The organism is Kitasatospora papulosa, assembly GCF_000717245.1.
Lineage (GTDB): Bacteria > Actinomycetota > Actinomycetes > Streptomycetales > Streptomycetaceae > Streptomyces > Streptomyces papulosus.
On record NZ_JNYQ01000016.1, the window covers coordinates 63522 to 75746 of the forward strand.

The following is a 12225-nucleotide window of genomic DNA, read 5'->3' on the forward strand; positions in this document are numbered from 1 at the left end:
CGGTTCTTAGCATCATCGATGTTACATCAGTTGTGTCATACCGCTGGGGGCTTGATGGCAACGACAGGACAGGGGCCGCGGGGCCCGCTGGCCGGGGTGCGCGTCGTCGAACTGGCGGGCATCGGCCCGGGGCCGTTCGCGGCGATGCTCCTCGCCGACCTCGGCGCCGACGTGGTGCGCGTCGACCGGCCCGGCGGCTCGGTGATCGGCATCGAACCCGCCTTCGACCTCACCAACCGCAACAAACGGTCGGTCCTCGTCGATCTGAAGGCCGAGGGCGGAGCGGACCGGGTCCTCGACCTCGTCGAGCGCGCCGACGTCCTGATCGAGGGCTACCGCCCAGGTGTCGCCGAGCGCCTGGGCGTGGGGCCGGACGCCTGCCTGGAACGCAATCCGCGGCTCGTCTACGGGCGGATGACCGGCTGGGGCCAGCACGGTCCGCTCGCCGACCGCGCGGGCCACGACATCGGCTACATCGCCCTGACCGGCACCCTGTCCATGATCGGCAGATCGGGCGAACCGCCCACGGTGCCCGCCAACCTCGTCGGCGACTACGCCGGCGGATCGCTCTACCTGGTCGTCGGCGTGCTGGCGGCCCTTCAGCACGCCCGTACGCCGGACGGGGCCGGGCAGGTCGTCGACGCGGCCATCGTCGACGGCGCCGCCCACCTCGCCACGATGATCCACGGCATGCTGGCGGCGGGCAGCTGGCAGGACCGGCGCGGCTCCAACCTCCTCGACGGAAGCTGCCCCTTCTACGGCGCCTACGAGACCTCCGACGGCCTGTACATGGCGGTCGGTCCCCTGGAGCCGCGCTTCTACGAGGAGTTCGCCGAGCTCCTCGGGCTCGGGGACGAGGCCCCCGACCGCAACGACTTCGGACGCTGGGAGGAACTGCGCGCCCTCGTCGCCGACCGGTTCCGCGCCCGCCCGCGCGCGGAGTGGACCGAGGTCTTCGAGGGGACGGACGCCTGCGTGGCCCCCGTCCTCTCCCTTCGTGAGGCACCCCGACACCCCCACCTCTCCGCCCGCTCCACCTTCGTGGAGCACGGCGGACTCACCCAGCCCGCCCCCGCGCCCCGTTTCTCCGCGACGCCCACCTCCGTCCGCAGCGGACCCGCGCTGCCCGGGGCGGACACCGAGGCCGTCGCCGCGGACTGGGACCTGCCGGGCCTGCCGACCACCGGGAAGGAAACGACCGGCTGATGGAACTCTCCCTGCCGCTGAACTACGCGGGCGACCCGCGCGCCGCCTGTGACCAGGTCGCCGCACTCGAGTCCGCCGGCCTCGACGCCGTGTGGGTCGCCGAGGCGTACGGCTTCGACTCACCCACCCTCATGGGCTACCTCGCCGCCCGCACCGAGCGCATGAAGATCGGCGCGGCGATCCTCAACGTCTACTCCCGGACCCCGGCCCTCATCGCCCAGACCGGTGCGGGGCTCGACGCGGTCTCCGGTGGCCGCGCGCTGCTCGGGCTCGGTGCCTCGGGCCCGCAGGTGGTGGAGGGCTGGCACGGCAAGCCCTACGACAGGCCGCTCGGCCGGACCCGCGAGACCGTCGAGCTCTGCCGGCGCATCTGGCGCCGCGAGGTCATCGACCACCACGGCATCACCGACATGCCCCTGCCGAAGGAGAAGGGCGGCAAGCTCGGCAAGCCGCTGAAGATCCTCACCCGGCCGGTACGCGACACCATCCCGCTCCACGTCGCCTCGCTCGGCCCCGCGAACGTCCGGATGACCGCCGAGATCGCCGACGGCTGGCTGCCCACCCTCTACATCCCGGAGAAGGCCCGGCAGGTGTGGGGCGCGGCCCTGGCCGAGGGCGCCGCGAAGCGGGACCCGGAGCTCGGCCCCCTGCAGACCGTCGCGGGCGGCCTGCTGGCCATCGGCGACGACGCGGCCGCCGTCCGCGACATGGCCCGCCCGCAGATCGCGCTGTACGTCGGCGGCATGGGCGCGCGCGGCAAGAACTTCTACAACGACCTCGCCGTCGCCTACGGCTACGAGAAGGAGGCCGCCACCATCCAGGACCTCTACCTCTCCGGGAAGAAGCGGGAGGCGGAGGCGGCCGTCCCGGACGAGTTCTGCGAGCTCATGACGCTCTGCGGCCCCGAGGGCTACGTACGCGACCGCATCGAGGCCTTCCGCGAGGCCGGGGTCACCATGCTCAACGTCACGCCCGTCGGCCCCGAGCCGGCCAGGCTGATCTCCACCGTCAAGAACTGGCTCCAGGGGGCTTGAAGTGCAGCGGCAGATCTTCACCGAAGAGCACGACGCGTTCCGCGAGACGGTCCGCACCTTCCTGGCCAAGGAGGTCCTTCCGCACTACGAGCAGTGGGAGAAGGACGGCATCGTCTCACGTGAGGCCTGGCGCGCGGCCGGCCGGCAGGGGCTGCTCGGCCTCGCCGTCCCCGAGGAGTACGGCGGGGGAGGCAACACGGACTTCCGTTACAGCGCCGTGCTCGCCGAGGAGTTCACCCGGGCCGGGGTGTCCGGGCTGGCCCTCGGCCTGCACAACGACATCATCGGCCCCTACCTCACCGGACTCGGCACCGAGGAGCAGAAGCGCCGCTGGCTGCCCGGCTTCTGCAGCGGCGAGACGATCACCGCCATCGCCATGACGGAACCCGGCGCGGGCTCCGACCTCCAGGGCATCCGTACCGCCGCGGAGGACAAGGGCGACCACTGGCTCCTCAACGGCTCCAAGACCTTCATCTCCAACGGCATCCTCGCCGACCTCGTGATCGTCGTCGCGAAGACCTCACCGGAGGGCGGTGCCAAGGGCCTGTCGCTGCTCGTCGTCGAGCGGGGCGCCGAAGGGTTCGAACGGGGCCGGAACCTCGACAAGATCGGGCAGAAGTCCCAGGACACCGCCGAGCTGTTCTTCGACGACGTACGCGTCCCCAAGGAGAACCTCCTCGGCGAGCTCGACGGCGCCTTCGTCCACCTGATGACCAACCTGGCCCAGGAACGCATGGGCATAGCGGTCGCCGGGATCGCCGCCGCCGAACACCTCCTGGAGATCACCACCCGGTACGTCAAGGAGCGCGAGGCCTTCGGGCGCCCGCTCTCCAAGCTCCAGCACATCCGCTTCGAGATCGCCGAGATGGCCACCGAGTGCGCCGTCACCCGGACCTTCCTCGACCGGTGCATCGTCGACCACTCCGAGGGGACCCTCGACGCCGTCCACGCCTCGATGGCGAAGTGGTGGGCCACCGAGCTGCAGAAGCGGGTCGCCGACCGCTGCCTGCAACTCCACGGCGGATACGGCTACATGACGGAGTACCGCGTCGCCAAGGCCTTCACCGACGGCCGTATCCAGACCATCTACGGCGGGACGACCGAGATCATGAAGGAGATCATCGGCCGCTCGCTGCTCGCCTGAACCCCCGCCCAGCAACGACCCCGAAAGGCAGCTGCCTTGAGTACCGAAGCATTCGTCTACGACGCGATCCGCACCCCGCGCGGCCGCGGCAAGGCCAACGGCGCCCTGCACGGAACCAAGCCGATCGACCTCGTCGTCGGCCTCATCCACGAGATCCGCGACCGCTTCCCCGGCCTCGACCCCGCGGCGATCGACGACATCGTCCTCGGCGTGGTCAGCCCGCTCGGTGACCAGGGCTCCGACATCGCCCGCATCGCCGCGATCGCGGCCGGACTGCCCGACTCGGTGGCCGGCGTGCAGGAGAACCGCTTCTGTGCCTCCGGCCTGGAAGCGGTCAACCTCGCCGCCGCCAAGGTCCGCTCGGGCTGGGAGGACCTCGTCCTCGCCGGCGGTGTCGAGTCGATGTCCCGTGTGCCGATGGGTTCGGACGGCGGCGCCTGGGCCATGGACCCGATGACCAGCTTCGAGACCGGCTTCGCCCCGCAGGGCATCGGCGCCGACCTCATCGCCACCCTCGAGGGCTTCTCCCGCCGGGACGTCGACGAGTACGCCGCGCTGTCCCAGGAGCGCGCCGCGATCGCCTGGAAGGAGGAGCGCTTCGCCCGGTCCGTCGTGCCCGTCAGGGACCGCAACGGACTGCTCGTACTCGACCACGACGAGCACATGCGCCCCGGCACGACCGCAGACTCCCTCGCCTCCCTCAAGCCCTCGTTCGCCGCCATCGGTGAGATGGGCGGCTTCGACGCGGTGGCGCTCCAGAAGTACCACTGGGTCGAGAGGATCGACCACGTCCACCACGCGGGCAACAGCTCCGGGATCGTCGACGGCGCGGCCCTCGTCGCGATCGGCTCCAAGGAGACCGGCGAGCGCTACGGGCTCACCCCGCGCGCCCGTATCGTCTCCGCCGCCGTCTCCGGTTCCGAGCCGACCATCATGCTCACCGGACCGGCCCCCGCCACCCGCAAGGCGCTGTCCAAGGCCGGACTCACCATCGACGACATCGACCTCGTGGAGATCAACGAGGCCTTCGCCGGAGTCGTCCTGCGCTTCGTCAAGGACATGGGCCTGAGCCTCGACAAGGTGAACGTCAACGGCGGCGCCATCGCCCTCGGCCACCCGCTCGGCGCGACCGGCGCGATGATCCTCGGCACCCTCATCGACGAACTGGAGCGCCAGGACAAGCGCTACGGCCTCGTCACGCTCTGCGTCGGCGGCGGCATGGGTGTCGCCACCGTCATCGAGCGTCTCTGACCGTCCCGTCCCCGGACCTCTCACGGAGAAGACAAGCAATGACCGAGAGCACGACCATTCGCTGGGAACAGGACGAGACCGGCGTCGTCACCCTCGTACTCGACGACCCCAACCAGTCCGCCAACACGATGAACCAGGGCTTCAAGGACTCCATCGCGGCTGTCGCCGCGCGTGCCGAGGCCGAGAAGGACTCCATCCGGGGCATCATCTACACCTCCGCGAAGAAGACCTTCTTCGCGGGCGGCGACCTCAAGGACATGATCAGGATCGGTCCCGAGAACGCCCAGGCCGCGTTCGACGCCGGAACCGCGATCAAGAAGTCGCTGCGCACCATCGAGACGCTCGGCAAGCCGGTCGTCGCCGCCATCAACGGCGCGGCGCTCGGCGGCGGTTACGAGATCGCGCTGGCCGCCCACCACCGCGTCGCCCTGGACGCCCCCGGCACCCGTATCGGCCTGCCCGAGGTCACCCTCGGCCTGCTCCCCGCAGGCGGCGGGGTCACGCGTACCGTGCGGCTGATGGGCATCACGGACGCCCTGCTCAAGGTCCTCCTCCAGGGCACCCAGTACACCCCGCGGCGGGCGCTGGAGAACGGCCTGGTCCACGAGGTCGCGGCCACCCGGGAGGAGATGCTCGAAAAGGCACGCGCCTTCATCGACGCCCATCCCGAGTCGCAGCAGCCCTGGGACGTCAAGGGCTACCGGATCCCCGGCGGCACCCCGTCGAACCCGAAGTTCGCGGCCAACCTGCCCGCCTTCCCGGCCAACCTCAAGAAGCAGATCGCCGGCGCGCCCATGCCCGCGCCCCGCAACATCATGGCCGCGGCGGTCGAGGGGTCGCAGGTCGACTTCGAGACCGCGCAGACCATCGAGGCGCGCTACTTCACCGAGCTGGTCACCGGCCAGGTCGCCAAGAACATGATCCAGGCGTTCTTCTTCGACCTCCAGGCGGTCAACTCCGGTGCCAGCAGGCCGGCGGGCGTCGAGGAGCGCCAGGTCCGCAAGGTGGCCGTGCTCGGCGCCGGGATGATGGGCGCCGGCATCGCCTACTCCTGCGCCCGCGCCGGCATCGACGTCGTCCTCAAGGACGTCTCCACCGAGGCGGCCGCCAAGGGCAAGGCCTACAGCGAGAAGCTCCTCGCCAAGGCGCTCTCCCGGGGCCGCACGACGGAGGCGAAGCGGGACGAGCTGCTGGCCCGGATCACCCCGACCGGGGACCCGGCCGACCTCGCGGGCTGCGACGCCGTGATCGAGGCGGTCTTCGAGGACACCGCGCTCAAGCACAAGGTGTTCCAGGAGATCCAGGACATCGTCGAGCCCGACGCGCTGCTGTGCTCCAACACCTCGACCCTGCCCATCACGGTGCTCGCCGAAGGCGTGAGCAGGCCGGCGGACTTCATCGGGCTGCACTTCTTCTCGCCCGTCGACAAGATGCCGCTCGTCGAGATCATCAAGGGCGAGAAGACCGGGGACGAGGCCCTGGCCCGTGCCTTCGACCTCGTACGCCGGATCAAGAAGACGCCGATCGTCGTCAACGACTCGCGCGGCTTCTTCACCTCACGCGTCATCGGCCACTTCATCAACGAGGGCGTCGCGATGGTCGGGGAGGGCGTCGAGCCCGCCTCGGTCGAACAGGCGGCGGCACAGGCCGGCTACCCGGCGAAGGTCCTCTCCCTCATGGACGAGCTGACGCTGACCCTGCCCCGCAAGATCCGTGACGAGACCCGGCGCGCCGTCGAGGAGGCGGGCGGCAGCTGGGCCACGCATCCCGCGGACGCGGTCATCGACCGGATGGTCGACGAGTTCGGGCGGCCCGGGCGCAGCGGGGGAGCGGGCTTCTACGAGTACGGCGAGGACGGCGGCCGGGGCGCCCTCTGGCCGGGCCTGCGTGAGCACTTCACGAAGCCCGGCACCGAGCTCCCGTTCGAGGACATGAAGGAGCGGATGCTCTTCTCCGAGGCGCTGGACAGCGTCCGCTGCCTGGAGGAGAACGTCCTGACGACCGTCGCCGACGCCAACATCGGCTCCATCATGGGCATCGGCTTCCCCGCCTGGACCGGTGGAGTGCTCCAGTACATCAACGGGTACGAGGGCGGCCTGCCCGGCTTCGTGGCGCGCGCCCAGCAGCTCGCCGAGCGCTACGGGGACCGCTTCCTGCCGTCCGCGTACCTGGTGGAGAAAGCCGGGAAGGGCGAGACCTTCCACGACTGACCTCGCCCCTGCGGGCCGTGCTCACCGCTCCTCGTCCGCGGTGAACGCGGCCCGCAGCTCCTCCTTCAGCGACCGCTGGAAGGCCGTCAGCAGCGCCTGGAGCACCATCGGCTGCATATGGGCCGAGAGCGACTTCATCGCCTTCACGTGCTCGGGGTCCGACTCCCGCTCCCGGTAGGGGGTCCACACCTCGTCCCGGAAGAGCCGGCTCAGCTCGTGGGCGGCCGAACGGGTGTGCTCCAGCAGGACGGTGCGGGCGGCCAGGATCGTCTCGTGCGCGATGGGCACCTCCAGGAGCTCCACCCCGAGCCGCAGCAGACCCGGGTCGACCAGGAAGGGCCCCCCGGGCCTCGACGGGCGCTCCAGCACGCCCATGGCCGCCAGCCGGTCCACGTCCTCACCGCTGAGCTCCCGGCCCGCCCGTCGCTCCAGTTCGGCACGCTCCATGTCCTCGGCCGAGTCCGGCGCCCAGGACGCCACCAGGGCGCGGTGGATCGCCAGGTCCTGCGCGCTCAGGTCGGGCGGCAGCTGCTGGAGGTAGCGCTCGATGGCCGCCAGTGTCATGCCCTGGTGCTGGAGTTCCTCGATCAGGGCCAGCCGGGAGAGGTGTACGTGTCCGTAGTGCCCGACGCGCCGGGGGCCGATCACCGGGGGCGGCAGCAGACCGCGCGTGCTGTAGAAGCGCACGGTGCGCACGGTGACTCCCGCGCGCGCCGCCAGTTCGTCGACGGTCAGCGTCGGCTCGTCCGTCCCGGTCGCCATGTCCACTCCTCCTTGCCGGGGCACCGAGGTCGCCGGTGCCGTCGTTCCTGTGCCGTCGTTCGTGTGCGGTGGTGACGGGTGCCGTCGTGCGCGGCCCGTGACCGCGTCCGGACCTGTCCCCTTCCCTGCACCGATCCGGTGCAACAGTATTGCTGTCTCACCACTGTTGTGAAAGTGTCCGGCAGCATCGAAGCGCAGTCCCACCCCCGGTACGGACCGCACCGGTCCGGCCCAACGGACAGGAGGCGGCCGTGACCACGATCCTGCGACTTCCCACCGGACCCGATCAACTCACCCTCCCCGCGCTGCTGCTGCGCAACGCCGAGGACCACGGCGACCTCCCCGCGCTCTCCTGGCGCGCCGCGGGCGGCGGCGGGGACGGCGCGGAATGGACCACCCTCACCTGGCGGGAGGTACGCCGGGAGGCGGCCGTGCTCGCCGCCGGATACAGCGCCCTCGGGGTGGAACGCGGCGAGCAGGTCCTCATGATGATGGGAAACCGGCCCGAGCACTGGCTCAGCGACCTCGCCCTCACCCACCTCGGTGCCGTTCCCGTCACCGTGTACGGCACGGCCGCACCCGGCCAGATCGCCCACATCGCCCGGCACAGCCGTGCCAGGTTCGCGATCGTCGAAGGCACCCGGGAGCGCGAGCGCTGGGAATCCCTCGTCGAGGACGCCACCGTACCGCTGGAGAAGCTCGTGGTGGTGGAGCCGGCCGCCGCCGGGACGCATCCGTCCTACGGCGAACTGCGCGCGACGGGCGAACGCCTGGGGAGCCAGGAGGCGTTCGACAAGGCGTGGCGCGAGACCCGTGCCCAGGACCCGCTGACGGTCGTCTACACCTCGGGCACCACGGGCGACCCGAAGGCCGTTCCGATCACCCACCGCAGTGTCGTCGTCAACGCCCTCGCCCTGGACCGGGTGGTGGAACTGCCCGACCACGTGGAGCACATCTGCTACCTCCCGTTCGCGCACATCGCCGAGCGGATGCTGGGCATCTACCTGCCCGTCTTCCGCGCCTCCCACGTCCACCTCTGCGCGGACACCGCAGCCGTCGCGTCCACCGCGCGCACCCTGCACCCGGCCCAGTTCTTCGGCGTACCCCGGGTGTGGGAGAAGCTCGCCGCCTCCGTGCGCGCCGCGCTGGCGACGCTCCCCGAGGAGCAGACGGCCGCCATCGAGGCGGCGAACGCGACGGCCCGGGAGCACGTGTCCTGCCGCGAGCGCGGCGAGCAGCCCTCCGCCGAGCTGGAATCCGCCTACCGGGCGGCCAAGGAGACGGTCCTTGACCCCCTGCTCTCGCTCGCGGGCTTCGAACGGCTGGTGTGGACCGCCAGTGCCTCCGCGCCGATGCCCCTGGACGTGGTGCGCTTCTGGGCGGGATTCGGCATCGTCGTCATGGACGCCTGGGGGCTGACCGAGACGGTGGGGGTCTTCACCACCAACAGCCCGTCCGCCTTCCGCCTCGGCTCGGTGGGGCGCCCGCTGGAGGGCCTGGAACTCCGCGTGGCCGACGACGGAGAGATCCTGGTGCGCGGCGAGACGGTGTTCGCCGGGTACCTGCGCGCCGACGGCACCGTGGACGGGGCGCTCGACGCGGACGGCTGGTTCCCGACCGGCGACATCGGCCGGGTCGACGACGACGGCTATCTCTGGCTCACCGACCGCAAGAAGGAAATGATCATCACCTCGACCGGGAAGAACGTCTCCCCGGCACTCGTCGAGAACACGCTCAAGGAACACCCGCTGATCGGCCAGGCGCTGGTCCACGGCGACGGACACTCCTACCTCGTGGCCCTGCTCGTCCTCGACAACGAGATGGCACCGGCCTGGGCCGCGGCCCACGGCATCGAGGGGGACCCGGCGGCCCACCCCGCGGTGCGGGAGGAGATCGCCCGCGCGGTCGAGGCCGCCAACGCCCGGCTGAACCGCACCGAGCAGATCAAGCGCTACCGGCTGCTGGAGCGGGAGTGGGGCCCCGAGACGGGCGAACTGACCCCCTCGCTGAAACTGCGCCGCAGGGTGATCAGAGACCGCTACGCCGAGGTCCTCGACGCGCTGTACGCGGAGGGAGAGGCCTGAGCGGGGGCCCGTCGTCGGTGGCGGACCGTACGGTGGAGGCATGTCGGGGATCACCTATGTGCGGGGGGACGCCACCGCGCCCCAGGGCAAGGGCGTCAAGCTGATCGTGCACGTCTGCAACGACCTGGGCGGCTGGGGCAAGGGGTTCGTCCTCGCCCTGTCCCGGCGCTGGCCCGGCCCCGAGGCCGCCTACCGGCGCTGGCACCGCGAGCGCGCCGGCAACGACTTCGGGCTCGGGGCCGCGCAGTTCGTCCAGGTCGAGCCCTTCCTGTGGGTGGCGAACGTCGTGGGCCAGCGGGGCATGCGACGAGGCAGCAAGGGCGTTCCGGTGCGCTACGAGGCGATCGACGAGGGGCTGCGCAAGGTCGCGGAGCAGGCCGCCGTGCTGGGCGCCTCGGTGCACATGCCGAGGATCGGCTGCGGCCTCGCGGGCGGCACCTGGACCAGGGTGGAACCCCTCGTCACCAGGCGCCTGGTGGACCGGGGGGTCCACGTCACGGTCTACGACCACGGATGAGACCCGAGCAGGGGTGCCCCCGGCCGGAGCGGGGGCCCCGGGTGCTCAGAGGCCGTAACTCCGGCCGATGATGTCGCGCTGGATCTCGCTCGTGCCGCCGTAGACCGTCGACACGACCGCCGCCCGCAGATGGCGCTCCATGTCGTACTCCGTCGCGTAGCCGTACCCGCCCATCATCTGCATGCCCTCCAGTGCGGCGTTCCGGGCCGTCTCGGTCGCCTTGAGCTTCGCCATGGACGCCTCGCGGGAGAACCGCCTGCCCGGCTCCGCGTCGCAGGCCGCCGCCACGTCGAAGACCAGGAGGCGTGCGCACTCGATCTCGGTCGCCAGGTCGGCCAGCCGGTGCCGGAGCGCCTGGAAGGAGCCGACCGGGCGGCCGAACTGCTCGCGGTCGCGCACATACGCGACCGTGTCCTCCAGGACCCGCTCGGCCAGCCCCAGCATGTTCGCGGCCAGGAAGAGCCGCTCCGCGTCCAGGCCGGCCATCAGCTGGGGCCAGGCGTGGTCGGCCACGCCGACCACGGCGTCCGCGGGCAGCCTGACATCGGTGAAGTAGACGTCGTTGACCTCACGGCCACCCATCGTCTCGATGGGACGGATCCGGATCCCGGGCGTCCCGGCGGGGACGTGGAACATGGTCAGGCCCTCGCGCTTCGTGCCGCTCGCGTCGGTCCGGGCCACCAGCAGGATGTGCTCGGCCAGGTGGGCGTTGGAGATCCACGTCTTGTGACCGTTGACCAGCCAGCCGCCGTCCGGCGTGCGTTCGGCCGCGCACCGCAGGGCCGCCACGTCCGACCCGGCCTCCGGCTCCGACATCGCGATCGACAGCACCTGGCCGGCCACCGCACCGCCGACCGCCGCCTTGCACTGTGCCTCGTTCCCGAAGCGCTCGTACGCCTTCGCCGTGATCACCGAGGTGATGAACCCTCCGGCGGGTACCAGACCGCGTGAGGTCTCCCGCAGGAACAGGCAGGCGTCCGTCATCCCGCCGCCCGAGCCCCCGTATGCCTCCGGCAGGCACACGCCGAGCCAGCCGAGCTCCGCGAGCCGGGCGTAGAGCGAGGGGGCGTGCGGGCCGCCCGCCTCGGCGGCCAGCGCGTCGCGCTGCTCACGCGTGCCGCACTCGCGCCGGGCGAAGTCGCGTAGGGCCGTGACGAAGGCCCGCTGTTCCTCGGAGAGCGAGCGCGGGAGGGCGTGGACCGTGGACATGGAGACCTCCGGAAGGAGTTACAAAGCAACGGGTCAGGTAACACTGTTGCGGATTCGGTATGGTTGAGTGGGGGCAACGGACGGGGAGGGCTCATGGCGGCATCGGGTACCGACGAGACACTGCTGGCCAGGGCGCTCGGCGCGACACCACCGTCCGACGCGCTGAGCGAACAGATCCTGGACGCGGCGCGCGAGCAGTTCATGACCTTCGGGCTGCGCCGCTCGACCGTCGACGACGTCGCCAAGCGCGCCAAGGTCTCGCGCGTCACCGTGTACCGCCGGATCGGCAACAAGGACAGCCTGGTCTCCGCCTGCCTGCTGCGGGAGTACCGCAGATTCGTCAGCGACGTGGACGAGGCGGTCGCCGCACTGCCCACCATGGAGGACCGGCTCGTCGCCGGCTTCGTCACGGTCCTCCGGCACATCCGTGAACACCCGCTCGTCGGCGGGCTGCTGAAGCTGGAGCCCGAGATCATGCTCCCCTTCCTCACGCTGGAGAGCGGCCCCGCCTTCCTCGCGATGCGCGGATACCTGGCGGACCGGCTCCGCCACGCCCAGCGCGCGGAAGGGCGGCCGGAGACGGATCCGACGCCGGTCGCCGAACTGATGGTGCGCATCACCGTCTCCTTCCTCCTCAACCCGGTGAGCAGCTTCGAACTGGACGACGACGAGCAGGTGGCGGCCTTCGCCCGCCGCTACCTGGTGCCCCTGCTCAGCGCCGGCTGACCGTCGCGCCCGGAGCCGGGTGGCCGTCCTCCGGCGCTCCGCGAACGCCGTGTCAGGCGCCGCGCGACCGCCGCGCCCGCTC

At 71.3% G+C, this 12225-nt stretch carries 10 protein-coding genes; 8 read left to right on the top strand and 2 right to left on the bottom strand.

Annotation, left to right across the window (positions count from 1 at the left end; translation table 11 throughout):
• Positions 1–54 precede the first annotated feature (54 nt).
• From IA22_RS0129570 to IA22_RS0129590, 5 genes are read left to right on the top strand one after another with little or no spacing between them, the layout of a single operon-like run.
• The gene (locus IA22_RS0129570) at positions 55–1206 is read left to right on the top strand and encodes a CaiB/BaiF CoA transferase family protein (RefSeq protein WP_051694855.1); all 1152 of its coding nucleotides are present in this window, start codon (positions 55–57) and stop codon (positions 1204–1206) included.
• A complete protein-coding gene (locus IA22_RS0129575) occupies positions 1206–2240 on the top strand; it encodes an LLM class F420-dependent oxidoreductase (protein WP_030125355.1) in 1035 nt (344 codons plus the stop codon). The genes IA22_RS0129570 and IA22_RS0129575 overlap by 1 nt, the downstream gene beginning before the upstream one ends.
• Before the next feature lies 1 nt (position 2241).
• A complete protein-coding gene (locus IA22_RS0129580) occupies positions 2242–3384 on the top strand; it encodes an acyl-CoA dehydrogenase family protein (RefSeq protein ID WP_015579650.1) in 1143 nt (380 codons plus the stop codon).
• A gap of 36 nt (positions 3385–3420) precedes the next feature.
• A complete protein-coding gene (locus IA22_RS0129585; protein WP_014152816.1) occupies positions 3421–4635 on the top strand; it encodes an acetyl-CoA C-acetyltransferase in 1215 nt (404 codons plus the stop codon).
• Positions 4636–4673: 38 nt separating this feature from the next.
• Positions 4674–6845: a 3-hydroxyacyl-CoA dehydrogenase NAD-binding domain-containing protein gene (locus tag IA22_RS0129590; RefSeq protein ID WP_014152815.1), complete on the top strand. Its 2172-nt coding sequence runs from the start codon at positions 4674–4676 to the stop codon at positions 6843–6845.
• A gap of 21 nt (positions 6846–6866) precedes the next feature.
• Here the strand turns inward: IA22_RS0129590 and IA22_RS0129595 are convergent, their stop codons facing one another.
• The gene (locus IA22_RS0129595) at positions 6867–7607 is read right to left on the bottom strand and encodes a MerR family transcriptional regulator (RefSeq protein WP_014152814.1); all 741 of its coding nucleotides are present in this window, start codon (positions 7605–7607) and stop codon (positions 6867–6869) included.
• A gap of 251 nt (positions 7608–7858) precedes the next feature.
• On the opposite strand from IA22_RS0129595, the gene IA22_RS0129600 reads away from it, so the two are divergent.
• Both IA22_RS0129600 and IA22_RS0129605 read left to right on the top strand, forming a co-directional pair.
• Positions 7859–9691: an AMP-dependent synthetase/ligase gene (locus IA22_RS0129600; protein ID WP_030125356.1), complete on the top strand. Its 1833-nt coding sequence runs from the start codon at positions 7859–7861 to the stop codon at positions 9689–9691.
• Positions 9692–9731: 40 nt separating this feature from the next.
• Positions 9732–10208 carry a macro domain-containing protein gene (locus IA22_RS0129605; RefSeq protein ID WP_015579654.1) on the top strand — a complete coding sequence of 159 codons (477 nt, stop codon included), beginning with the start codon at positions 9732–9734 and terminating at the stop codon, positions 10206–10208.
• A gap of 45 nt (positions 10209–10253) precedes the next feature.
• On the opposite strand, the gene IA22_RS0129610 is transcribed toward IA22_RS0129605, so the two are convergent.
• On the bottom strand, positions 10254–11417 hold the full coding sequence (locus IA22_RS0129610) for an acyl-CoA dehydrogenase family protein (protein WP_030125357.1): 1164 nt from the start codon (positions 11415–11417) through the stop codon (positions 10254–10256).
• Between the two features lie 93 nt (positions 11418–11510).
• Between IA22_RS0129610 and IA22_RS0129615 the strand changes: the two genes are divergently transcribed.
• Positions 11511–12143 carry a TetR/AcrR family transcriptional regulator gene (locus tag IA22_RS0129615; RefSeq protein ID WP_014152810.1) on the top strand — a complete coding sequence of 211 codons (633 nt, stop codon included), beginning with the start codon at positions 11511–11513 and terminating at the stop codon, positions 12141–12143.
• The last annotated feature ends 82 nt before the right edge of the window (positions 12144–12225 follow it).